Source organism: Gordonia phosphorivorans (assembly GCF_042432625.1).
Taxonomy (GTDB): Bacteria; Actinomycetota; Actinomycetes; order Mycobacteriales; family Mycobacteriaceae; genus Gordonia; species Gordonia phosphorivorans.
Map to the genome: position 1 here is coordinate 255564 of NZ_JBHLWV010000020.1, position 23562 is coordinate 279125.

21 protein-coding genes are annotated in these 23562 nt (G+C 69.4%); 12 read left to right on the forward strand and 9 right to left on the reverse strand.

Annotated features, from left to right (window positions below; translation table 11 throughout):
• A complete protein-coding gene (locus ACFFJD_RS10430; RefSeq protein ID WP_382363806.1) occupies positions 1-588 on the reverse strand; it encodes a peroxiredoxin in 588 nt (195 codons plus the stop codon).
• 93 nt (positions 589-681) lie between these two features.
• Between ACFFJD_RS10430 and ACFFJD_RS10435 the strand changes: the two genes are divergently transcribed.
• Entirely contained in the window at positions 682-1614 is a 933-nt protein-coding gene (locus ACFFJD_RS10435; RefSeq protein WP_382363808.1) for a hydrogen peroxide-inducible genes activator, read from the forward strand.
• Here the strand turns inward: ACFFJD_RS10435 and ACFFJD_RS10440 are convergent.
• Positions 1548-3698 (reverse strand): DEAD/DEAH box helicase, encoded by a 2151-nt coding sequence (locus tag ACFFJD_RS10440; protein ID WP_382364464.1) that lies wholly within the window; start codon positions 3696-3698, stop codon positions 1548-1550. The two genes, ACFFJD_RS10435 and ACFFJD_RS10440, sit on opposite strands and share 67 nt — an antisense overlap.
• Positions 3695-4657 carry a proteasome assembly chaperone family protein gene (locus tag ACFFJD_RS10445; protein ID WP_382363810.1) on the reverse strand — a complete coding sequence of 321 codons (963 nt, stop codon included), beginning with the start codon at positions 4655-4657 and terminating at the stop codon, positions 3695-3697. Before ACFFJD_RS10445 ends, ACFFJD_RS10440 begins: the two co-directional genes overlap by 4 nt.
• A 166-nt stretch (positions 4658-4823) precedes the next feature.
• Between ACFFJD_RS10445 and ACFFJD_RS10450 the strand changes: the two genes are divergently transcribed.
• Together ACFFJD_RS10450 and ACFFJD_RS10455 are read left to right on the forward strand one after the other, a co-directional pair.
• Positions 4824-5447 carry a hypothetical protein gene (locus ACFFJD_RS10450; RefSeq protein ID WP_382363812.1) on the forward strand — a complete coding sequence of 208 codons (624 nt, stop codon included), beginning with the start codon at positions 4824-4826 and terminating at the stop codon, positions 5445-5447.
• 101 nt (positions 5448-5548) lie between these two features.
• Positions 5549-6649, forward strand: a complete 1101-nt coding sequence (locus ACFFJD_RS10455) for a DUF4192 domain-containing protein (protein WP_382363814.1) — start codon at positions 5549-5551, stop codon at positions 6647-6649.
• 7 nt (positions 6650-6656) lie between these two features.
• On the opposite strand, the gene ACFFJD_RS10460 is transcribed toward ACFFJD_RS10455, so the two are convergent.
• On the reverse strand, positions 6657-7337 hold the full coding sequence (locus ACFFJD_RS10460; RefSeq protein WP_382363816.1) for an iron-dependent transcriptional repressor DtxR: 681 nt from the start codon (positions 7335-7337) through the stop codon (positions 6657-6659).
• Positions 7338-7433: 96 nt separating this feature from the next.
• Between ACFFJD_RS10460 and ACFFJD_RS10465 the strand changes: the two genes are divergently transcribed.
• Positions 7434-8678: an acetoin utilization protein AcuC gene (locus tag ACFFJD_RS10465; protein WP_382363817.1), complete on the forward strand. Its 1245-nt coding sequence runs from the start codon at positions 7434-7436 to the stop codon at positions 8676-8678.
• Complete coding sequence (locus ACFFJD_RS10470) at positions 8647-11433, forward strand: bifunctional acetate--CoA ligase family protein/GNAT family N-acetyltransferase (RefSeq protein WP_382363819.1); 2787 nt, start codon at positions 8647-8649, stop codon at positions 11431-11433. The genes ACFFJD_RS10465 and ACFFJD_RS10470 overlap by 32 nt, the downstream gene beginning before the upstream one ends.
• Positions 11434-11452: 19 nt before the next feature.
• Here ACFFJD_RS10470 and ACFFJD_RS10475 read toward each other — a convergent pair whose 3' ends face one another.
• Positions 11453-12415, reverse strand: a complete 963-nt coding sequence (locus tag ACFFJD_RS10475; protein ID WP_382363821.1) for a sigma-70 family RNA polymerase sigma factor — start codon at positions 12413-12415, stop codon at positions 11453-11455.
• A gap of 108 nt (positions 12416-12523) precedes the next feature.
• A complete protein-coding gene (locus ACFFJD_RS10480; RefSeq protein WP_382363823.1) occupies positions 12524-12910 on the reverse strand; it encodes a DUF3099 domain-containing protein in 387 nt (128 codons plus the stop codon).
• Between the two features lie 86 nt (positions 12911-12996).
• Between ACFFJD_RS10480 and ACFFJD_RS10485 the strand changes: the two genes are divergently transcribed.
• Complete coding sequence (locus tag ACFFJD_RS10485) at positions 12997-13227, forward strand: DUF3039 domain-containing protein (protein ID WP_382363825.1); 231 nt, start codon at positions 12997-12999, stop codon at positions 13225-13227.
• A 7-nt stretch (positions 13228-13234) separates the two neighbouring features.
• On the opposite strand, the gene ACFFJD_RS10490 is transcribed toward ACFFJD_RS10485, so the two are convergent.
• Positions 13235-14242: a YihY/virulence factor BrkB family protein gene (locus ACFFJD_RS10490; RefSeq protein WP_382363827.1), complete on the reverse strand. Its 1008-nt coding sequence runs from the start codon at positions 14240-14242 to the stop codon at positions 13235-13237.
• A 164-nt stretch (positions 14243-14406) separates the two neighbouring features.
• Here ACFFJD_RS10490 and ACFFJD_RS10495 point away from each other — a divergent pair, with 164 nt between their 5' ends.
• Together ACFFJD_RS10495 and ACFFJD_RS10500 are read left to right on the forward strand one after the other, a co-directional pair.
• Positions 14407-16179: a DEAD/DEAH box helicase gene (locus ACFFJD_RS10495; protein ID WP_382363829.1), complete on the forward strand. Its 1773-nt coding sequence runs from the start codon at positions 14407-14409 to the stop codon at positions 16177-16179.
• A gap of 621 nt (positions 16180-16800) precedes the next feature.
• On the forward strand, positions 16801-18510 hold the full coding sequence (locus tag ACFFJD_RS10500; protein ID WP_382363831.1) for an HNH endonuclease signature motif containing protein: 1710 nt from the start codon (positions 16801-16803) through the stop codon (positions 18508-18510).
• Positions 18511-18595: 85 nt separating this feature from the next.
• On the opposite strand, the gene ACFFJD_RS10505 is transcribed toward ACFFJD_RS10500, so the two are convergent.
• Together ACFFJD_RS10505 and ACFFJD_RS10510 are read right to left on the reverse strand one after the other, a co-directional pair.
• Positions 18596-18784, reverse strand: a complete 189-nt coding sequence (locus tag ACFFJD_RS10505) for a DUF7455 domain-containing protein (protein ID WP_382363833.1) — start codon at positions 18782-18784, stop codon at positions 18596-18598.
• An 89-nt stretch (positions 18785-18873) separates the two neighbouring features.
• Positions 18874-19518 (reverse strand): TetR/AcrR family transcriptional regulator, encoded by a 645-nt coding sequence (locus ACFFJD_RS10510; RefSeq protein ID WP_382363835.1) that lies wholly within the window; start codon positions 19516-19518, stop codon positions 18874-18876.
• Between the two features lie 136 nt (positions 19519-19654).
• Here ACFFJD_RS10510 and ACFFJD_RS10515 point away from each other — a divergent pair, with 136 nt between their 5' ends.
• The 4 genes from ACFFJD_RS10515 to ACFFJD_RS10530 are packed head-to-tail and all read left to right on the forward strand — an operon-like array spanning position 19655 to position 23503.
• Positions 19655-20413 carry an SDR family oxidoreductase gene (locus tag ACFFJD_RS10515; RefSeq protein WP_382363837.1) on the forward strand — a complete coding sequence of 253 codons (759 nt, stop codon included), beginning with the start codon at positions 19655-19657 and terminating at the stop codon, positions 20411-20413.
• Complete coding sequence (locus tag ACFFJD_RS10520; RefSeq protein ID WP_382363839.1) at positions 20410-21222, forward strand: SDR family oxidoreductase; 813 nt, start codon at positions 20410-20412, stop codon at positions 21220-21222. The genes ACFFJD_RS10515 and ACFFJD_RS10520 overlap by 4 nt, the downstream gene beginning before the upstream one ends.
• Positions 21215-22231 (forward strand): phosphotransferase family protein, encoded by a 1017-nt coding sequence (locus ACFFJD_RS10525; RefSeq protein WP_382363841.1) that lies wholly within the window; start codon positions 21215-21217, stop codon positions 22229-22231. The genes ACFFJD_RS10520 and ACFFJD_RS10525 overlap by 8 nt, the downstream gene beginning before the upstream one ends.
• 45 nt (positions 22232-22276) lie before the next feature.
• A complete protein-coding gene (locus ACFFJD_RS10530) occupies positions 22277-23503 on the forward strand; it encodes an acyl-CoA dehydrogenase family protein (RefSeq protein WP_382363843.1) in 1227 nt (408 codons plus the stop codon).
• Positions 23504-23562 lie beyond the last annotated feature (59 nt).

The following is a 23562-nucleotide window of genomic DNA, read 5'->3' on the forward strand; positions in this document are numbered from 1 at the left end:
TCAGGCCGAGGCGCTCATGAGCTCGCCGGCGTCGATGGTCGGGTCGCCCTTCTTCCAGTTGCAGGCGCACAGCTCGTCGGACTGCAGGGCGTCGAGGACGCGCAGGACCTCGTCGACGTTGCGGCCGACCGAACCGGCGGTGACCGACACGAACTGGATCTCGTTGTTCGGGTCGATGATGAAGGTCGCGCGGTCGGCGACACCGTCGGCGTTCAGCACACCGGTGGCCTCGGCGAGCTCACGCTTGAGGTCGCTCAGCATCGGGAAGGGGAGGGTCTTGAGGTCCTCGTGCTGTGCGCGCCACTGGAAGTGGACGAACTCGTTGTCCACCGAGGCGCCGAGCACCTGGGCGTCGCGGTCGGCGAACTCGTCGTTCAGCTTGCCGAACGCAGCGATCTCGGTGGGGCACACGAAGGTGAAGTCCTTCGGCCAGAAGAAGACCACGCGCCACTTGCCCTTGTAGTCGTCGCTGGAGACGGTGGTGAAGTAGTCGTCCGGCTGCTGTGCGTCGACCTTGGAGAGATCGCCACCGATCACAGCGGTGAGGTTGTACTCCGGGAACTGATCGCCGATGGTAAGCAGCGCCATGTCATGACTCCTTGTTCGTTGGGGGGATTGACTTCTATTTTGCCCTAGATGATCTAAAAACGAAACGTGATGATAGGCACTATATTGATAGGCATGGTGAATCAGAGTTATCAGCCCTCGGTCGGCGGCCTCCGCGCATTCGTCGCGGTGGCCAAGAAGCTCCATTTCGGTTCCGCCGCAACCGATCTCGGTGTCAGTCAGCCTTCGCTCTCGCAGTCGCTGGCCGGTCTCGAGTCGGGTCTGGGCGTGCAGCTGGTGGAACGCACAACGCGTCGTGTGATGTTGACCGCAGAGGGGCGTCGTTTGCTTCCGGCAGCGATTGCTGCATGCGACGGCATCGACAACTTCCTGGCGGTCGCGAGCGGGGAGGCGGACCCGCTGCGCGGGCCGGTGCGCCTGGGGTTGATCCCGACCATCGCGCCCTATCTGCTGCCCCGGCTGCTGCGGGGACTGCCGCTGCTGCGACCGGACCTGGAGTTGCGGGTGGTGGAGGATCAGACCGCGCGGCTGGTGGATCAGCTGCGCGAGGGCAGCCTGGACGCGGCGGTGCTGGCGTTGCCGGCCAACGCCGTCGGGCTCGGCGAGATCGACATGTACGACGAGGACTTCGTGCTGGCCCTGCCCAGCGGGCACCGGCTGGCCGGGCGCAAGCGGCTGCCGCCGTCGATGCTGGAGGACCTGCCGTTGCTGCTGCTCGACGAAGGGCACTGTCTGCGGGACCAGGCCCTGGAGGTGTGCCAGCTGGCGGGGGTGCACCCGGATGTGCGGCAGACGCGGGCGGCCTCGCTGACCACCGCCGTGCAGTGCGTGGAGGGCGGTCTGGGCGTGACGCTGATCCCGCGCACGGCGGTGGCGGTGGAGACGGCCTCCGGCGGCGTGTCGATCGCCGAGTTCACCCAGCCGCGGCCCGGGCGGCGCATCGGGCTGGCCTACCGGACCTCGTCCGGGCGCGGCGCGGCCTACACCGAGTTGGCCGCCGACATCGCCTCGCTGGCCGCCGAGACCGGTGAGGTGACCGTGGTCTGAGCGGTCAGCGTCTCCCACTCGTCGATCAGGCTGGAGTCGACGCCGCGAATCAGGTCGGCGAGGTCGTCGGTGAGATCCTCGATCTCGTCGGTGACCGCGCTCATCGGCAGGCCGCTGCGCAGGGCCCGATAGCAGTCGGTGAGGTAGCGCAGCAGCACGCCCTCGCTGCGTTGCAGACCGAAGTCGCTGACCAACTCGGTGAAGGTCATCGACCGCTCCCGCATGTAGCGCAGCACCGACTTCGGCGACGGCGGGGTGTTGGCCAGCCACGGGTGACCGGCGCGGTAGGTCTGGTAGGCGAAGTCGATCTCCTCGGCCAGCGGCTGCGGCCAGGTGATCTCCTCCAGGCGCTCCATCCGCTCCTCGTACTCGAGGCCGTCGGCCTTCATCTCGGCCATCGCCACGTCCCGGGCGCGCTTGCGCTGGGCCATGAGCACCTGCCGCGGATCGTCGAGCGTGGACTCCAGGATCGAGACCACGTCCAGCGTGAAGGTGTCCGAGGCCGGGTCCAGCAGATCGAAGGCGGCCACCGCGAAGGCGGAGAGCGGGTTGGTGAGCGCGAAGTTCTCCGGCAGGTCCACCGAGATCTCCACGCGCTTGCCGTCGGGCGCGGGGGCGTCCAGGCGGGTCACGATGCCGGTCTCCACCAGGTCGCGGTACAGCGCGATGGTGTGCTTGATGTGGCGCAACTGGCGCTTGCGCGGTTCGTGGTTCTCCTCCAGGAGGTGGCGCAGGGCGGCGAAACAGTCGCCGGGACGCTCGAGCACCTCCATCAGCATCGCGGTGGTGATGCGGAAGTGGGAGCGCAGCTGCTCGTCCGGGGCATCGACGAGCGTGAAGAAGGTCTGCTCGCCCCACCCCACGAAACCCTCGGGAGGCCTGCGGCGCACCAGCTTTCGCAGCTTCTTGGGATCGTCGCCGGCCTTCGCGACGAGTCGGGCGTTCTCCACGTCGTGCTCGGGGGCCTGGGCCACCACGTAGCCCACGGTGTCGAAGCCGGCCCGTCCGGCGCGGCCGGCGATCTGATGGAACTCCCGGGCGCGCAACCTACGCACCCGATGGCCGTCGTACTTGGTGAGACCGGCGAACAGCACGGTCCGAATGGGCACGTTGATGCCCACGCCCAAGGTGTCGGTGCCGGCGACCACCTTGAGCAGACCGGCCTGCGCGAGGCGTTCGACGAGGCGGCGGTAGCGCGGCAGCATGCCGGCGTGATGGACGCCGATGCCTGCGCGCAGAAGCTTGGAGAGGGTGTCGCCGAAGCCGGTCCGGAACTCGAAGTCGCCGATCGCCGCCACGATGGCGGCCTTCTCCTCCTTGGTGCAGATCTTCGCCGAGGTGAGCGCTTGGGCGCGTTCGACGGCCTGCGCCTGGGTGAAGTGCACCACGTACACCGGGGCTTGCCCCTTGCCGATGAGCTCCTCGATGGTCTCGTGGATCGGCGTGGTGGCGTAGCGGTACTCCAGCGGCACCGGCCGCTGGGCGCCGGTCACCTCGATCGTGGAGCGGCCGGTGCGCCGCGTCAGGTCCTCGGTGAAGAAGTCGACGTCGCCGAGGGTGGCCGACATCAGCAGGAACTGGGTGTGCGGCAGTTCGATGAGGGGGACCTGCCAGGCCCAGCCGCGGTCGGACTCGCCGTAGTAGTGGAACTCGTCGGCCACCAGGACGCCCACGTCGGAGTCCGGTCCGTCGCGCAGTGCGATGTTGGCGACGATCTCCGCCGTCGCACAGATGACGGGCGCGTCGGTGTTCACGCTGGCGTCGCCGGTCATCAAGCCGACGTTCTCGGCCCCGAACTGCTCGCAGAGGTCGAAGAACTTCTCGCTGACCAGCGCCTTGATGGGGGCGGTGTAGTACGCGCGTTGCCCACGGCACCGTGCGAAATAGACCGCCCCGGAGGCGACGAGGGACTTGCCCGAGCCGGTCGGCGTCGCCAGGATGACGTTGGCGCCGGAGATCAGCTCGAGCAAGGCCTCTTCCTGATGCGGATAGAGGTCGATGCCGCGCTCTGCCCACCACGCCAGGAAGTGCTCGAAGGCGTCGGTCTCGTCGGGCAGGGGAGTAAGCGGACTCTGTTCGCTCAGGGGGTGTCCTCTTCGTCGGGATCCTGCGGGCGGTCGAACTCGGCAGCGTGCTCGGCCAAGAACTTCTCGAACTCGGCGCCGAGTTCGTCGCCGGAGGGCAGGTCGTTTTCGTCGGCCGCCAACAGTTCGCGGTCGGCCTTGGCCTTCATGTAGGCGTCGTACTGCTGCTCCAGCGCGGTCACCACGGTGCTGATCTCGGCGTTGCCGCGCACCTCCTCCTCGATCTGCTCGCTCACCTTGGTGGCGGCGTTCTCGAGTGCGGCGATCGGCAGGTTCAGTCCGGACACCTGACCCAGCGCGGCGAGCAGAGCCGCCGAGGCCGCCGGGTAGTTGGTCTGCGCAAGATAGTGCGGCACGTGCGCGGACAGGCCCACCGTTCGGTAGCCCGCCTCGGCCAGCCGCAGTTCCAGCAGCATCGACGCGCTGGCTGGCAGCTTCATCTCGTTGCCCCAGCGCGGCATGTCGCCCAGGGCCGCGGTGTCGGAGCCGTGGCCGATCACCCCGGACGGGCGGGTGTGCGGCACCGCCATCGGAATGGCGTTCATACCGACCACCTGGCTCACGCCGAAGCGCTCGGCCAGGGCCGCGATCGCCGTGGTGAACTGGTCCCAGCGCAGGTCCGGCTCGGAGCCGTCGAGCAGCAGGAAGCCGGTGCCGGCGTTGTCGACCAGGGCGTGCATGGTCAGGCGCGGCATCTCGATGTCGTCGAACTTCTCGCCGGTGAAGGAGATCATCGGCCGGCGTGAGCGGTAGTCGATCAGTTCGTCCGCGTCGAAGGTCGCGACCAGTTCGCAGTCGAGCGCCTCGCGCAGGTGGGTGGCGGCCAGGGCCACCGCGTGTCCTGCATCGGCGAAACCCTCCAGTGCATGGATCAACACGGGGCCGTCGCCCTGCGGGCCGGCCATCGCCGGCGCGGGGAACTCGAGCTCGTACAGCGAGCGATTCTCCTGCTCGTCCATCGGGGGTTCTCCCTTCGGGTTGGAGATCGCGGACTCGCGCGCGCGATCAGGTGCTCATTGTCCCAGGTTCGGGGACTCGATGCATGTAACGCCCGACCCCGGTGGGTCATTCCCGGGTCACCGCAACCCGAGGTGACACAGTGGAGTGGTGAGAATCGTTAGCTCTGTGGCAGCTGTGGTCGCTGTGGTTCTGTTCGCATCGGCGTGCTCGGTCTCCGGAACGGCCGAACCGGAGCCGGACTACCGGGCCCTCCTGGTGCCCGCCGACAGCTTTCCGGCCGGGGCGGCCACCCCGGTGCCCGAGCCTGCGGTGCCGGGCGCGGTCTCCGACATCACCCTGCGGCCTCTGCGCGGCGACGTCGATCCGGCCGACTGCACACCCGCGGCGGTGGACGTGGAGACGGCGGCGATCCTCGTCGGACCGGGACCGACCGACGGCAGCACCCTCACCGAGATGATCGTGCGGACACCGGAGTCCGCGTCCGACCTCGCCGCCGCGGTGCGCGACTGCAGCGTGTTCCGGGCCGGGGCGACGGGGCAGCAGGAGGTCCGCAGTGAGCTGAGCGGGCAGCCGGAATCCGACGGCGACCTCACCAGCCTCGCGCTGACGCGCACCCTGCGGTCGCCCGGGTCGGAAACGGTGACCACCGTGGCGCAGTGGGTGGCCCAGCGCGGGCAGGTGCGGCTGGTGGTGCAACTGCGGATGCTCGGGACCCCGTCGGCCGCCGACACGCGGATGGCGGCGGACTTCTTCGCGCACGCGCGGGCGCAGGCCTTCGGCGGCCGCTGACGGCAAGGGGTTTCGGGCCGGCGGTGTGGACACCGCCGGTTGTGCACAGCCGCGCGCATCGCTCCCTGTCGGCGCGGGCGCGATGCGTCGAGGGTGAAGGCATGACCTCGCTGCCGCATTTCCTGCCCGACGAACCCGCCCTCCGGGTCGATCCGGATCCCTTGCTGGCCGCGGTACCCGGTCTGCTGGGCTTCCGGCCCGAACGATCGTTGGTGCTGCTGGCCTTTCGCGACGAACGCCGCCTGCTGGTGACCCTGCGGCTGGATGTGCTGCTCGCGCCGTCCGGGGAGCCCGCGGCCCCGATGCGGGAGAGCCTGGACTCGCTCGGCGCGATCGTGGCCGGGTACGGCGCGGTCGGCGTGGTCGCCGTCGTCGTCGATGCCGGCGCCGCGGACTATGCGCGGGTGTTCGGCGCTGTGGAGCGCAGTTTCGCCGCGGCCGGCGGACTCTCCGCCGGTTTCGTGATCGACGAGATGGCGGCGGGGGCGCGCTGGTGCCTCGCGTGGGAGCCGCGGTGTCGGGTGGGGCGGGTCCTCCCGCCGCCGCCCTTCGCGGGACCGATCGTCGCGGAGGGTCGGCTCAGCGACCCGCTGCTGTCACCGATCGCGTTGCAGCGCACGGTGTTCGGTGGCCGCGACGTGCTGGCCCATCGCGACGACCTGGCCGCGGCGCTGACACCCCGCGCGCACTGCGACTCGGCCGTGTGCCGACCCGTCACCCCGGAGGTGCCGCCCGGTCGGCCGGGGGAGCGGGACGCGGTCGGTGCCCGGCTGGTGCTCGCGCACATCGAGCGAGGCGCCGACGGGCCGCTCGACTGCACCGAGGTCAACGCGCTGGCGGAGGCCTTGTGTTCGGTGCACACGCGGGACATGCTGCTGGCCCTGGCGGTCACCGACGCCCGGGAGGCGGCCGAGGCCCTGTGGACTCGGCTCACGCGAAGCCTGACCGGACGTGCCGGTGCGGCCGCCGCCACGCTGCTGGCCCATCTGCACTACCTCGCGGGTGAGGGCGCCTTCGCCGGTGTCGCCGTCGAGCGCGCGCTCGAATTGGACGCCCAGTACCACCTCGCGCGGTTGCTGCAGACGGCGCTGACGCACGGTCTGCGGCCCGCCGACCTCGGCGAAGTGCTGTCCCATTCGTTCGGCCTCGGCGCGCGCCTCGGGGTGCCGCTGCCGGTTCAGACGCGGAATCCGGTGGGCTGACCAGGTGCTAGACGCGTTCGACGAAGATGGCGTGGGCCATCTCCGAGGACAGCGTCAGGCCGTCGTGCCCGGGGCTGCTGATCTGCACCGACCGCGGGCTCACCACCACGCGGACGCGGGCGTTGGGGACCACCCCCGCCTCGCGCAGTTCGGTGATGAGTTCGGCGTCGGCCTGCACGTGTTCGGCCATCCGGCGCACGATCACCACCGATTCGCCGGCCGGCATCTCCACCAGGCGCTCGGCCTTGTCCGCCGGGAGGGTGACCTTGACGCCGAGTTCTTCGAGGCCGGGGATCGGGTTGCCGTACGGCGAGACCGTCGGATTGTCGAGCACTTCGAGCAGTCGTCGCTCGACGTTCTCGCTCATCACGTGTTCCCAGCGGCACGCTTCGTCGTGCACCTCGTCCCACGGCAGGCCGATCACATCGACCAGCAGTCGTTCGGCCAGGCGGTGCTTGCGCATCACCGAGACGGCCAGGGCCCGCCCCGCGGGGGTCAACTGGAGTTGGCGATCACCGCCGACTCGAACCAGCCCATCACGCTCCATGCGAGCGACCGTCTGCGAGACGGTGGGTCCGCTCTGCTCGAGTCGTTCCGCGATGCGTGCGCGAAGTGGGATGATCCCCTCCTCTTCGAGGTCGTAGATCGTGCGCAGATACATCTCGGTCGTGTCGACGAGTTCGTTCACTTGTGCCCCAGTCCTTTCGCCACGGTCCAGGTTACCCGGATAACGTGACAGGTGAGGCACTAGCGTGCCTGGTGTGACGGGCGAAGGGATTCGGCAGTGCAGACAGCAGTGATCTGGAGCGATGAGTTCCTCGACTACAAGTGGGCGTTCACCCACCCGATGAGCCCCATCAGGCTGGCGTTGACGATGGACCTGGCGCGCGGACTGGGGGTCCTCGACGGCGTCGAACCGGTGCCGCCGGTGCCGGTGGACGACGAGATCCTGCGGACTGTCCACACCCAGGGCTACATCGACGCCGTGCGCGCGGTCGGGTCCGGGACCGCCTCGCTGAGCGGGCCGATCCTGGAGCGACTGTTCGGGCTCGGCAGCGAGGACAACCCCGTCTTCGACCGCATGCACGAGGCCGGCTCCATCCTGGTGGGCGGCACGTTGGCCGCGGCCCAGGCGGTGCATTCGGGTGCCGTGCAACGGGCGGTGAACATCGGCGGCGGCATGCACCACGCCATGGCCGGGCACGCCGCCGGCTTCTGCATCTACAACGACGCCTCGATCGCCATCGCCTGGCTGCTGGAGCAGGGTTACGACCGCATCGCCTACGTCGACATCGACGCCCACCACGGCGACGGCGTGCAGGTGCAGTTCGAGCACGACCCGCGCGTGATGACGGTGTCGGTGCACCAGCATCCGGCCACCCTGTGGCCGGGCACCGGATGGCCCACGGAGGTGGGCGCCGACGCGGCGGCCGGGAGCCTGGTGAACGTCGCCCTGATGCCCGGCACCGAGGATCGCTTGTGGCTGAGGGCCTTTCACGCCACCGTGCCGTCGATGATCGCGGCGTTCAAACCGCAGATCATCCTGGCGCAGGTGGGAGTGGACAGCCACCGGGCCGATCCGTTGACCGACCTGGCGCTGACCGTCGACGGTCAGACGATGGCGATGCGCGCGCTGCGCGACCTGGCCGACAAGTACTCCGAGGGCCGCCTGATCGCCGTCGGCGGCGGCGGCTACGGCGTGATCAACGTGGTGCCGCGGGCCTGGACCCACCTGATCGCCACGGTCCTCGATCGCGACCTCGACTTCACCACCCCGGTGACCCCCGAGTGGCTGGAGGGCGCGGTGGAGATGACCGGGCACGTGCACCCGGACTATTCGCGTCCGCCGGTCGGCATGATGGGCGACAACGCCGACGTGGACTACGTGCCGTGGGACGGCAACGCCGGTGCTGCGGCGCCGGAGGGCATCTCCGACGCCGCCCAGCAACAGACCGACCGCGCGATCATGGCCACCCGACGCGCCGTGTTCCCCCTGCATGGACTCGATCCGGAGGATCCTCGTGACTGAACAAGACACCACCGACCCCACCGACGCCTCCGTGCCCGCCGACACCGAGGCGACCGCGCCCGCGGCGCCGGAGGCGGCTCCGGCCGGCAAGGCCGTCGTCTTCCCGCGCCACTGGTCCGCCGACGTCCTGGCCTCCGACGGTGGCGTGGTGCATCTGCGCCCGATCACCCCGGCCGATGCCGACGCGCTGGTGCGTTTCCACGAGGGACTGTCCGAACGTACGCGGTACCTGCGCTACTTCGGCCCAACCCCCAAACTGCCGCCGCGCGAAGTGGTCCGCATGACGACGGTCGACTACCGGGATCGGGTGGGGTTGCTGGCCTGGCTCGGCGACGAGGTGATCGCCATGGGGCTGTACGAGGGCCTGGCGCAGAGCGGCAAGCCGCATTCGGCGGAGGTCGCCTTCGTGGTGGCCGATGCGCATCAGGGCCGAGGCCTGGGTCCGGTGCTGCTGGAGCATCTGGCCGGCGCCGCCGCGGAGAACGGCTTCACCAAGTTCGAGGCCGAGGTGCTCTCGGAGAATCCGAACATGGTGGCGGTGTTCCGCGATGCCGGCTACCAGATCAGCCGTGCCTTCGACGGCAGCACCGTGCATGTGGAGTTCGAGATCGATCCCACCGATGCGCTGACCTCGGTGCGCAATGCGCGCGAGCGTGCCTCCGAGGCGCGCAGTATCGCCAATCTGCTGCGCCCGCAGTCGGTGGCGGTGATCGGTGCCTCCACCGATTCGAAGAAGGTGGGCCACGTGCTGTTGGCCAACCTCATCGCGGCTGGCTTCTCCGGGCCGGTGTACCCGGTCAACGGGCCGGGTCAGGCGCGGTCGGTGCGCGCCATCCGTGCCTACGAGCGGGTGATCGACATTCCCGACCCGGTGGACCTGGCCGTGGTCGCGGTGCCGGCCTCCGGGATGGCCGAGGTGCTCGACGACTGTATGGCCAAGGGCGTTAAGACGCTGGTGGTGGTCTCGGCCGGTTTCGGTGAACTCGGCGACGACGGGCTGGCCGCCGAACGGGCCCTGGTGGCCCAGGTCCGTGCCCACGGCATGCGTCTGGTGGGGCCCAACGCCCTCGGTGTGGTGAACAATGCGCCGGAGATCGCGCTCAACGCGACCCTGGCCCCACGCATCCCCGGTCCGGGGCGGGTGGGATTCTTCTGCCAGTCCGGTGCGCTCGGCATCGCGATTCTCGATCACGCGGCCAGTCGACGGCTGGGTCTGTCGACCTTCGTCTCGGCAGGCAACCGCGCCGACGTGTCCGGTAACGACGTGCTGCAGTACTGGGACACCGACGAGGCCACCGACGTGGTGCTGCTGTACCTGGAGAGCTTCGGCAACCCGCGGAAGTTCGGACGGATCGCCCGACGGGTGACCCGTAAGAAGCCGGTCATCGCCATCAAGTCCGGCCGCGGCGCGATGACGCGCGTGGGGGAGCAGAAGGAACGCTTCGGCGCGCTCGATGATCGCATCGCGAAGATGGTGCTCGCGCAGGCGGGGGTCCTGCAGGTGGACACTTTGGCCGAACTGTTCGACGTGGCCACCGTGCTGGCCTACCAGCCGCTGCCGTCGGGGCCGCGCACGGCGATCATCGGCAACTCGTCGGTGATCGCCTCGCTGGCGGCCCACTCGGCGCGCAGCTCGGGCCTGGACGTGGTGTCCATCGTCGACCTCGGGCCGGCCGTGCCGCCCCGCGAGTTGACCGACGCCGTCTCCACGGCCCTGGCCGATCCCGGCGTGGACTCGGTGATCGTGGTGTTCGTGCCGCCCGTGGCGGTGGACACCGCGGAGTACTCGCGGTCCCTGATGGCGGCGGCCGAGGGCGCCGACGGGGCCGGCACCAAGCCGATCGTGACGACGTTCCTGGCGGTGGAGGGCATTCCGATCGGGCTGTCGGTGCCCGGGCCCGGCGGCGTGCCCACCCGCGGTTCCATCCCGTCCTACCCGGAGCCCGAACGCGCCGCGCACGCCCTCGCGATGAGCTGGCGGTACTCGCAGTGGCGCGCCCGGCCCGACGCCGCCCCGGTGGAGTTGCCGGGGATCGCGGCCGAGCACGCGCGTAGTTACGTGCGTGAGCTGATGGGCGAGGATAATCGGGAGCTCACCGCGACCGAGACCGCGACCGTGCTCCGCTGGTACGGCGTCGACATCGTGGACTTCCGGGAGGCGTCGACCCTGCACGAGGCCTCAGCGGCCGCCCGCGAACTCGGTTTCCCGGTGGCCGTCAAGGCCAGCGGCACCGAGTGGATCGGACGCCTGGACCGCGAGGGCGCCCGGCTCGATCTCTCCGATGCGACCGCGGTGATCACCGCGTTCGCCGAGCTGCAGGCGCTCACCGGCGAGAGCTCACTGCAGGTGCAGCGGATGGCGCCCAAGGGGCTCGGGGTGTGCATCCAGGTGGCCGAAAGCCGATCGTTCGGTCCGGTGGTGTCGTTCGGGTTGTCCGGACGACTGTTCGAGACACTCGACGATCGCAGCTACCGGGCGGTGCCGCTCACCGTCGACGATGCGCGTGATCTGGTGGCCGAACCGCGTTCGGCCGAGCTGCTGTCCGGCGGCACCGGAGAGCCGCCCGCCGACATCGACGCGCTGGTCGACCTGCTCATGCGGGTGTCGGCCCTGGTGGAGGCGATTCCGGAGATCCGCGGCGTGCGTCTGGACCCGATCCTGTCGTCCGCCGACGGGACCGCGGTGCTCGCCGCCGGGCTGACGATCGGTCCGGTGCCGACTCTCGCCGACACCGGACCTCGTCGCCTGGGTTGACCGCCGCCGCGGGGGTGGGTCAGCTCGCGTAGGCGCGCAGCTTGTCGGCGCGCTCGCCTTCGCGCAGCTTGCCCATCACCTCGCGCTCGATCTGCCGGACCCGTTCGCGGGAGAGCCCGAACGACCGGCCGATGTGATCGAGGGTGCGGGGCTGGCCGTCGTCCAGGCCGAACCGCATGGTGATCACCTGGCGTTCCCGGTCGTCGAGGGTGCCGAGCACGGTCCGGATGTCCGAGTGCAGCAGGCTGGAGATCACCGCGTTCTCCGCCGAGGTGGCCTCGGCGTCTTCGATGAAGTCGCCGAGCGGGGCCTCCTCGTCGCTGCCGACCGGCATGTCCAGGCTCACTGGGTCGCGGCTGTGGTCCATCAGATCGGCGATCTTCTCGGCCGGAATGCCGGTTTCGGCGGCCAGCTCGTCGTCGGTGGCCTCCCGTCCGAGCTGCTGATGCAGTTCGCGACGGATACGCGAGATCTTGTTCACCTGCTCCACCAGGTGGACCGGGAGCCGGATGGTCCGGCTCTGATCGGCCATGCCGCGGCTGATCGCCTGACGGATCCACCAGGTGGCGTAGGTGGAGAACTTGAAGCCCTTGGCGTAGTCGAACTTCTCCATGGCGCGGATCAGGCCGAGGTTGCCCTCCTGGATCAGATCCAGCAGCGGCATGCCGCGTCCGGTGTAGCGCTTGGCCAGCGAAACCACCAGGCGCAGATTGGCCTCCAGCAGGTGCGCGCGGGCGCGCTCGCCCTCCCGGACGAGGATCGCGAGATCGCGTTTGCGGGCCGGGCCCATCCGCTTGCGGGTGTTCAACAGATGATTGGCGTAGAGACCCACTTCGATCTGCTTGGCCAGTTCCACTTCTTGCTCGGCGTTGAGCAGAGCTGTCCGGCCGATACCGTTGAGGTAGACGCGCACCAGGTCGGCGGACGGCGACTGGGCGTCCAGATCCTCGGGCGTGGGGACGGGGCGAATTGCGGTGGACATGCGGCCTCCTACTGTCGGCGACGATCAACCAATGCGTTCATCAGGTCCAACGCCGCGGGCAGCCAGAAGGTTCCCGGTCCGTATGAGAGTTTGCTGAGGAAGCGGGAACTACCCGTCGATGACCCGCGGGGCGGGCGGCGTGGGCGGCGTGGCTTCCTTGGGCAGTTCCGACGGTCCGACGGTGCGGCCCGAACCGAAGCGGTAGTACTGGACCTCGCCGTGCTTGCGCGCGGGCCGATCGTTGGCGATCAACACCGCCATCCAGGGCAGCGGCACGGAGAACAGGATGATCCCCACCGCCCACCAGGCGCTGCCGGTCACGCCGTAGACGATGCCGGCGATCACCAGCGCGGGTAGCCGGAAACTCATCATGAACAGGTACTTGCGGACGCGATCGCGGTGCTGCTGATCCAGGCTGGTCTCGGCGCGGGTGATCAGGAAGGCATCGGCTCGATCGTCGTTGTGCCCGTTCGCGTCGCCCGTCCCATTCGCCATACCTCCACTGTCCCACTTCTGCGCGGTCGACGCACATGCGCAGGACGCCGTGCGCACCGGCGGCCGGGTGCGTCACAATGGAAGGCATGACGACCAAGACGATCGAGCGTCCGGACATCGACGAGCGGACCGAACAGGACGACGACACACCCAAGGTCTTCCACTACGTGAAGAAGGAGAAGATCACCGAGAGCGCGGTGATGGGCACCCACGTGGTGGCCCTGTGCGGCGAGGTGTTCCCGGTGACCAAGTCGGCCAAGCCCGGATCACCGGTGTGCGAGCGCTGCAAGAAGGTGTACGCGCGCATGAAGAAGTAGCCGACGTCTACCGGTGCGGCGGCATCGGTTCCCGCGGGGTGTCGGCGTGTCCGGCCGGATCCTTGCTGGACCGGTGCCAGCCGGGCCGGATGGCCCGGCGGCGCAGGGTATCGGTGATCTCGGTGGTCTGCGTGGACATCCACTGCCGCACCATCGGTCCGTTGATGTGGGCCGGCCAGAGCTCCTGGATGGCGGCGTTGAACTCGGCGCCGACGACGATGGCGAAGCCGAGGAAGAAGCCGAACAGGAGGAAGGCGATCGGGGTGGCGAGCGCACCGTAGGTGTAGCCGACGCTGGCCAGGGCAGTCAGGTAGGCGCGGAGGACGTAGGCGGCCAACCAGAAGAAGACCCCGGCCAGGAAGGCTCCCGGGACCAGCCGCAGCCACGGCAGGGGATAGGGCAGGGCGAAGCGGTACAGCAGCACCAGCGCGCCGATCAGGAGCAGGCCCACGAACGGGAAGTAACCCCAGTCGATGAGCATACTGACCGCGTTGCTCCAATCGTCCGGCACGATCTCGCGCAGATAGGTGGGCCCCAGGGCCACCAGCGGCAGCACGATCACCGCGGTGATCAAGAAGAAGACGTAGATGATCAGCGCGAAGATGCGCTGCCACACCGGATTGCGCACCTGGTGCTGATCGTGCGCGGTCACGATGGCCGCCACGAAACAGCTCATCGCCGACGACCCGGCCCACAGCGACATGAGGAAGCTCACCGAGATGATCGCGCCGCGGCCGCGGCCGAGGACGTTGTCGAGGGTCGGTTTGATGAGGTCGTCGACCACTTGGTCGGTGAAGATGCTCTCGGAGAACGCGATGATCCGCTCGGTGATGATGGGCACGGTGTCCGGGCCGAACCAGCCGCCGATGTAGCCGAGGCTGCCGAGGACGCCGAGCAGCAGCGGAACCAGCGACAACGACTGCCAGAAGGCGGCCTGCGCGGCCCACCCGATGATGCCGTCGTCCCACGACTTGACGGTGGTGCGCCACACCAGATGCCAGGACTTGGCGAGCACGCCGCGCCGGTCGTCGGAAACGGTTCCGTCGTCCGGTGGTGCGTAGTGAGGCCCATCGATGCTGATGACTAACAGCATGGACGATGACCGCGCCGCTGCGGGCATGGGGCCGGGTCTGCGGCGTGGCGGATCGGTCCTCGGTACGGGCTAGAATCGACCCCGATATGACTGAACCGGGGCTGATTTCCACTGTTTCCGATGCATCGGCCGAGCCGACGCCGGGCCGGGTGACGGGGGGTACGCTGCGCGCGTGGCAGCGTCGCGCGCTCACCAAGTACCTGACCTCCCGACCGACCGACTTTCTGGCGGTCGCCACGCCGGGCGCCGGTAAGACCACGTTCGCGCTGCGCGTAGCGGCCGAGCTGCTCGCCGACCGGACCGTGGAGCGGGTGACAGTGGTGGCGCCCACGGAGCACCTCAAGCACCAGTGGGCACAGGCGGCTGCCCGCGTGGGCATCGCGCTCGACTCGAACTTCTCCAACTCGACCGGCTCCACCAGCTCCGACTTCGACGGCGTGGTGCTGACCTATGCGCAGGTCGCCGCCCATCCGTACCGCCACCGGGAACGCACCATCGCCCGGCGGACGCTGGTGATCCTCGACGAGATCCACCACGGCGGCGACGCCAAGTCGTGGGGTGAGGGCATCCGCGAGGCCTTCTCCGATGCGGAGCGCCGGCTGGCGCTGACCGGTACCCCGTTCCGGTCCGACGACTCGCCGATCCCGTTCGTCACCTACGAGCCCGAACCCGGCGGGGGTGCGCGCTCGCGCGCCGACCACTCCTACGGGTACTCCGATGCGCTGCGCGACGGCGTGGTCCGGCCGGTGGTGTTCCTGGCCTACTCGGGGCAGGCCAGCTGGCGCACCAGCGCCGGCGAGGAGTTCACCGCGCGCCTGGGTGAGCCGCTGTCGGCCGAGCAGACCGCGCGGGCGTGGCGCACCGCCCTCGATCCGCACGGCGACTGGATTCCGGCGGTCCTGACCGCCGCGCACCGTCGTCTGCAGAAGCTGCGGGCCTCCGGTGTGCCCGATGCCGGCGGCCTGGTGATCGCCACCGACCAGGAGCGGGCGCGCGATTACGCCGAGCTGCTGGAGTCGATCACCGGACGCAAACCGACCCTGGTGCTCTCCGACGAGGCCGGATCGTCGGCCCGCATCGCCTCCTTCGCGGCGTCGGACGACGAGTGGATGGTGGCCGTCCGCATGGTCTCCGAAGGCGTCGACGTCCCGCGCCTGGCGGTGGGCGTGTACGCCACCAACGCCGCCACCCCGCTGTACTTCGCCCAGGCGATCGGCCGCTTCGTGCGGTCGCGGCGTCCGGGCGAGACCGCCAGCGTGTTCTTGCCGTCGGTCCCGGTGCTGCTGCAGCTGGCCAGCGAATTGGAAGCGCAACGCGACCACGTGCTCGGCAAGCCGCATCGCGAGGAGTCCGGGCTCGACGACGCGGCCCTCGCCGACGCGAACAAGACCAAGGACGAGGACGGCGAGGACGAGCCGGCCTTCCAATCCCTGCACGCCAGCGCCGAGTTGGACCAGGTGATCTACGACGGCGCCTCGTTCGGCACCGCCACCATGCCGGGTTCGGACGAGGAGTCGGACTATCTCGGGCTGCCCGGTCTGCTCGACGCCGATCAGGTGCGTACCCTGCTGCAGCAGCGGCAGGCCGCTCAGGTGACCAAGCGTTCGGCCGCGCCCCGACCGGCGGCCGACGCGGCCGCGCAGGCGGCGCCGAACGCCTCCGAGCGGGGCACCGGCGAGAATCTGCACGCCCTGCGCAAGGAACTGAATACGCTCGTCGCGCTGCACCACCACCGCACCGGCCGCGCGCACGGTCAGGTGCACAACGACCTGCGTCAACGCCTCGGCGGTCCGCCGACCGCGATGGCCACGGCCGATCAGCTGCGCGAGCGTATCAGCGCCCTGCGTACCTGGAAATAGTCCCCACGCCGCGGCCCGCGACGACCGTCGCTGCCGGGGTGCCTTCCGCGGTCCTCGGCGTGTTGCGTCAGGGTGTCGCAACTGTGGCCAGGCCCAGCCGATGCTGTGCGATAGCAGGATCTTGGACCCGCGCGTCCTGAGGCCGTGGGCGGCCGGGACTTCCCGTGGTGTCGAGGTAGGAGTCGACACGGGGTAGGCACTGGCCAGATGTGGCCACCGTTGCCAGCACCTGGTCAGCGGTGCGTGTTTCGTCCCGCACGAAACGGGTATCGCCGGCGTGACCGTACAGTTCGGTGAGGAGAACGTCGGCGAGTCCTTCGGACGCTGCGTGCTCGCCGACGATCACCGCCCACTGATCCCACCTGTCCCGCCGAACCCTCACATCCCTTGCACCTCGTTGGCGAAGTGCAGGTGCGTCGAAGCCCCAGCGGGAGCCTTACGTTCAGATCGGATCGGCGCACTCGTGAACACAGCTGCGGCGACAAGGTCAATCTTGAGCGCGAACAGTTCGCCCTGCGGGGGGCACGTAGGCCCGACCTTGTCGGTGGTCGGGTTTACTATGTTCATAGAACACCAGAACGAGAAGAAGGTGTGCTGACTCGCTTGGGGAGGTGAGTAGCCATGACGCAGAGAACCGCTTCGAGGTGGCCCGACGCCGACCTGACCGGCTGCGGACTCCCCGCTCCCGGCGCCGACCTCGCGGCCCTGCCCACCGCGTGCGTCGTCGGCGCGATCACCGCGACCAAGAACGGGCAGTGCTTCCTGGATTGGCAGCTGTTCCAGTTCGCGTTGTCGCTGCACTCGCGTGTCTGCGCCGCGACGAGCGATGTCATCGCGACCCAGAAGTCGCTGATCGACGTGGACGCCCAGACGACCCTGGAGCTGCAGATGAGTCTGGAGAGCACCCAGTACGCCGCCGAAGCTCTCCTCGCCGATGCGCTCGATGCTCGAGATCGACTGCCGCGCGTGTACGCGACCATGCGCCTGGGGCTGATCGATCGCGTGCGGTTCCATCGGATCGCGCACGAGACCCGCCTCGTGGTCGACGAAGCCCTCATGAGGCAGATCGACGCCCTGATCGCGGCCGAGATCCTGGGTGCACAACGCGGCTACACCTGCGTCTCCGTCGCCAAGACCGGCGCGCTGGCCCGCCGCCTCGTCGCCGAGAACGATCCCGACGCCGTGCGCCGCGAACGCGAGGGCGCCAAGGATGGCCGCAGCGTCGGCTTCCAGGAATTCGACAACGGCATGGCGCAACTGTTTCTGACCGCGACCGCCGAAGATGTCCGTCTCGCGCGCCAGATGCTCGACGCCGTGATCGCCGGCCGCTGCCCCGCAGATCCGCGCACCAAAGCTCAGGCCCGCTCCGATGCGGCGATCGCCTTGCTGCAGCGCAAGCCGTTCACCTGCGAGTGCGACAGCGAGGGCTGCACCGCGCAGATCAGTGACGTGGAGCTCGATGCGCGGGCCGCCCGCATCGTGGTGCACGTCCTGTGCGATGCGACCACGCTGGAAGGTGGGGACAAGTGCGGGTATCTCGACGGGCACGGACCGATCTCCGCCGAGCATGTGCGGGAGATCGCCGCCCGCGGTGATGCCGTGATTCACCAGCATCGCCTCGATGACCTGCTCGAACCCAACCCTGCGGCCTGGCGCGGCTCTGCTGAACGTCCCGACGAGGCGGCGCGGCATCGACGAGCACCCCGCTCCGACACCCCGGACGAGCGCCGGGGCGATGGCCCACGGCCTCCCGCAGAAATCGGTGGAGAACTCGCTGCGGTCATCGCGAAAACGTCGTTGCCGAGCGATCCGTACCGCCCGAATCTGCTCACCGACCTGATCGCGCGGTTCTTGTGGGGCACCTGCTCCATCCCGGGCTGCGAGCGCGCCGCGTTCTCGTGCGATCTGGACCACGTGGCCGAGTTCGACAACGTCCGCCCCGACCTCGGCGGGCCCACCTGTCTTTGCAATCTGCTGCCCAAGTGTCGCTATCACCATTTGGTGAAAACGAATCTGGAGGGCTTCGTCGACGACCTCTGGATCGATGCCGACGGCCGCTACCACTCCAGCGTGACCACTCCGATGGGGCAGACCGTGGAATTTCTAGCGCCGAACCAGTGGCTGATCCCGCGGTTGGCCGACCTGCGCTGCACGCACCAGTTGGTCGGACAACACGCGACCGGGACCGCCGGCGGCACCATCGAAGAAGGCCCGCAGCGAGCCCGCACCCGCACCGCGGCCAAGCACGCCCGGCGCCGCGCCGAACGCAAGGCCAACCGGGAACGTCGTCTTGCTGAGCTGCCCGAGCAACTCGATGAGCCGCCGTTCTGAGCCCGGGGGAGAGACGCCGTCGCTCGACGACGAGTGCCCGCCACCCGGGGAGGGTGGCGGGCACTCGGGTCGAGGCGGGTGCGGGTTACGCGCTGACTATCGCGCCCATCTCCACCAGCCGGGCCTCGTGGCCGTTGTAGTGGTGCTGGCAGAAGAGCAGTTCGCCGCCACCGGTGAGGGTGGCGCGAACCTTGGCGGCTGCGCCGCAGCGATCGCAGCGGTCAGCCTTGGTCAACGGGGCGGCGACGATCGTGGAGGTGGCGTGGTCGGTCATGGAGTTCCCCTTCCCTTGCATTCACTGTTCTGCCGAGCATCCGGGGATCCGGACGTCTCGACTCTCACTCTGTCAGACGTACGGGGGCCTTACTTTGTTCCCGGGCTCGTTTCGGTGTGTCGCGCCGAACCCGCGGGCGCGTCGCGGTGGGCCTCGACCATTCGCAGGGCGAGGTCGGCGTAGGCGTCGGCGAGTTCGCCCGGGCCCATGCTGCCCGCCTCGTCGTACCAGCGGGCGACATCGATGTTCATCGACAGCAAGGCCAAGGTCACCGCGCGTGGATCGGTGGTGGCGAAGTCGCCGGTCGCCACCCCCGCGTCGACCACCGCGCGCATCCGACGGGTGATCTCCCGCCGCAGTTCGCGGATCTGCTCGTAGTGCTCCGGACTCAACGAAGCTAGCTCGTAGTTCACAATGCGGGCGGTGGTGTGTTCTTCGGCATGATGCCGGGCGAAGGCCTTGATCAGGCGGTGCAGGCGGGCCGGGGGAGCCAGGTCCGGGTCGTCGTTGTCGGACACCACCCCGAGCGTCGTCTGGTGTCCGCCCAGCGACAGCTCGAACAGCAACGCCTCCTTGGACGGGTAATGAACGTAGACCGCCGCGGGGCTCATCCCGGCGGCGGCGGCCAGGTCCCGCGTGGTGGTGCCGTGGAATCCGCGTTCGGCGAAGGCCTCGACGGCCGCGTGCAACAAGCGGCCGCGCGTCTGTTCGGCCTTGGAGGTGTTCTCGATCACTATCCCGCCCTATCGGATGTGCGCCAGTTTCGCGTCAACGGTTGACGTTCACCGTCTTCACCGGCAGAGTAGAGCACGAATGGCTAAGCGAGCGCTTAGTTGATGATAATCAGGGCAGAACGGGAGCCGCGTACCGATGAGTGAGAAGCGCTTTAGCGGGAAGACCGCGATCGTGACCGGAGCCAGTCGTGGCATCGGTTTGGCGATCGCCCAGCGACTGGTCGACGAGGGAGCGCGGGTAGTCATCACCGCGCGCAAGGAACCGGCGCTGCAGGAGGCGGTGGCCCAGCTCGGCGGGCCCGAGCACGCGGTGTACGTGACCGGTGCCGCCGACGACACCGCGCATCAGGATGCGGCGGTCGCCGCGGCGCTGGAGAACTTCGGTTCGGTGGACTACCTGGTGAACAACACCGGCATCAACCCGGTCTACGGGCCGCTGATGGAGATGGACGTCGAGGCCGCGCGCAAAATCATGGACGTCAACGTCCTGTCGGCGCTGTCGTGGGCGCAGAAGGTGTACGCCGGGTGGATGGGTGAGCATGGCGGGGCCATCGTCAACGTCGGCTCCGTGGCCGGCCTGCGCCCGGCACCGGGCATCGCCTTCTACGGCGTGTCCAAGGCCGCGATCCTGCACCTCACCGAGGAGCTGGCCGTGGAGCTGGGCCCGAACATCCGCATCAACGCCGTCGCGCCCGCCGTGGTCAAGACCCGCTTCGCCACCGCCCTGTACGAGGGCCGCGAGGAGAAGGTGTCGCAGGCCTACCCGCTCAAGCGTCTCGGCGAACCCGAGGACATCGGCTCGGTGGTGGCCTTCCTGCTGTCCGGTGACGCGGGCTGGATGACCGGACAGACCCTGATCGTCGACGGCGGACTCCTGCTCGGCGGTGGCGCATGAGCAGCTTCGATCCGGCCGGTGCCTGCGTCGTCGTGACCGGCGCCGGCAACGGCATCGGCGCCGCCCTGGCCGGCGCCCTCGGCGCGCGGGGTGCGCGCGTGGTGGTGGCCGACCTCGACGCCGCCGGTGCCGAGCGCACCGTCGCCGCCATCGAGGCGGCCGGTGGCACCGCCGTGGCCGCGCCTGGCGATGCCGCGTCGGTGGACGGCGTCGCCGCGCTGATCGCGACCGCGCGTACGGCCTTCGGCCCGATCCAGGCCTGGTTCGCCAACGCGGGCGTGGACCGCGGCCGCGGACTGGCGGCCGGCGAGGACGAGTGGGCGCTGTCGTTGGACGTGAACGTGATGGCGCATGTGCGCGCCGCACGCGAGCTGATGCCCCAGTGGCTGGAATCGGGCGGCGGACGCTTCGTGGTCACCGCCTCGGCCGCAGGTCTGCTGACCATGCTGGAGGCGCCGGCCTACTCGGTGACCAAGCACGGTGCGGTCGCCTTCGCCGAATGGCTGTCGGCCACCTACCGTCATCGCGGCATCGTCGTGCAGGCGGTGTGCCCGCAGGGCGTGCAGACGCGCATGCTCACCGAATCCGGCCCGCTGGAGGAGATCCTCAGCCGGGACGCGGCGTTGACTCCCGAGCAGGTGGCCGCCGATGTGCTGGCCGCGCTCGACGGCGACGAGTTCCTGATCCTGCCGCACAGCGACGTCGCCGACTACTACCGGGCCCGGGCCACCGACACCGACCGCTGGCTGTCCGGCATGAATCGTCTGCAGCAGAAGCTCGACGCGGCGAAGGAGACCACCGATGTCTGAGCAGCTGCCCGGACTCGACCTGGCGGCCCTGACTCCCTGGTTCGCCGAGCACGTCGACGAGGTCGGCGACGGTCTGACCGCCGAGCTCATCGCCGGCGGCAAGTCGAACCTCACCTATCGTCTGCGCGCGGGCGAGCGCGAGTGGATTCTGCGTCGGCCCCCGGTGGGGCGGCTGCTGGCCACCGCGCACGACATGGGCCGCGAGTATCGCATGATGTCGGCGCTCGGCCAGACCGCGGTGCCGGTGCCGCACATGTACGGCTACTGCGATGACGCCGACGTGCTGGGCGCTCCGTTCTACGTGATGGAGGCCGTCACCGGGACGCCGTACCGGCGGGCCGACGAGCTGCGTCCGCTCGGGCCCGAACGCACCCGCGCGATCTCCGAGCGTCTCGTGGACACCCTGGCGGCGGTGCACGCCGTCGACCCGGCACAGGTGGGTCTGGCCGACTTCGGGCGTGCCGAGGGCTTCCTCGGTCGTCAGGTCGACCGCTGGCGGTCGCAGTTCGACGCGGCGCACACCCGCGACCTGCCGGACATGATCGCCCTGCACTCGGCGCTGGCCCAGCGGGTGCCCGCCGACGGCCCGGCGGGCATCGTGCACGGCGACTACCGCCTCGACAACGTACTCTTCGACGCCGACGATCAGCCCGCGGCGGTGATCGACTGGGAGCTGTCCACGCTCGGCGACTCGCTGACCGACGTGGCGCTGATGTCGGTCTACGACCGGATGGGCAAACTGGCGCCCGGCGCGGTCAGCGATGTGGCCGCGGCGCCCGGCTATCTCGACGAGCACGAGATGCTGGCGCGCTACGCCGCCGGTTCGGACCGCGACCTGAGCGACTTCGGCTTCTACGTGGGCCTGGCGTGCTTCAAGCTGGCGGGCATCGTCGAGGGCATCCACTACCGCTATGTGAACGGGCAGACCGTGGGCGAGGGATTCGCCTCCGTCGGCGACATGGTCAATCCGCTGCTCGGCGCCGGCCTGACCGCGCTGGCGCAGGCGTAGCGACGTCGCGCACCGCACTCAACACACCGATTAGAGGAGGACAAAGTGGAATTCGCCTACGACGCCACGACCGAGCAGTACCGGCAGAACCTGCTGGAATTCATGGACGAGCACATCTACCCGGCCGAGCCGGTCTTCGCCGCTCAGCTCGCCGAACTGGACGACCGGTGGGACTGGGACAGCGTGCCGGTGCTGGCCGAGCTGCGGGCCGAGGCCCGTCGCCGCGGCCTGTGGAACCTGTTTCTCCCCGGCGAGCACGGCGCAGGCCTGACCAACGCGCAGTACGCGCCGCTGGCCGAGATCACCGGCCGCAGCCCGCAGCTGGCCCCGGCCGCGCTCAACTGCGCCGCGCCCGACACCGGCAACATGGAGGTGCTCGCCCAGTTCGGCAACGCCGAGCAGCAGGAACGCTGGCTCACCCCGTTGCTCAACGGCGAGATCCGGTCCGCGTTCGCGATGACCGAGCCGGACGTCGCCAGCTCCGATGCCACCAACATCGAACTGTCGATCGTGCGGGACGGCGACGAGTACGTGATCAACGGCCGCAAGTGGTGGATCACCGGCGCGATGAGCCCGAACTGCAAGATCTTCATCGTGATGGGCAAGACCGACCCGACCGCTGACCGGCACCGCCAGCAGTCGATGATCCTGGTCGAGCGCGACACCCCCGGCCTGGAAGTGGTCCGCGGCATGGAGGTCTACGGGTACGACGACCACAGCCACGGCGGCCACGCCGAGCTGCGCTTCACCGACGTGCGGGTGCCGGCCGCCAACCTGATCGGCGCCGAGGGCGACGGCTTCGCCATCGCCCAGGGACGCCTCGGGCCCGGCCGCATCCACCACTGCATGCGGTGCATCGGTATCGCCGAGCGCGCGCTGGAGATGATGTGCCGGCGCACCACCGATCGCGTCGCCTTCGGCAAGCCGCTATCGGAGCAGGGTGTGATCCGCGACTGGATCGCCGAGTCGCGGGTGAAGATCGAGATGCTGCGCCTGCTCACCCTCAAGGCCGCCTGGCTGATGGACACCGTGGGCAACCGCAAGGCCCACACCGAGATCCAGGCGATCAAGATTGCCACCCCGACCGCCGTTGAATGGATCGTGGACAAGGCCATTCAGGCGCACGGCGCCGGCGGCCTGTCGCAGGACTATCCGCTGGCCGAGATGGCCGCGGGCGTCCGGACGCTGCGCTTCGCCGACGGCCCGGACGAGGTGCACAAGAACGCGTTGGCACGCTACGAACTGCGCAAGCAGACCGAACGCCGCGGCTGAACCAGCCGCGGTCGACCCAGACGCGGTCGACCCCGACGCAGAGACGAGGCCGGCCCTAC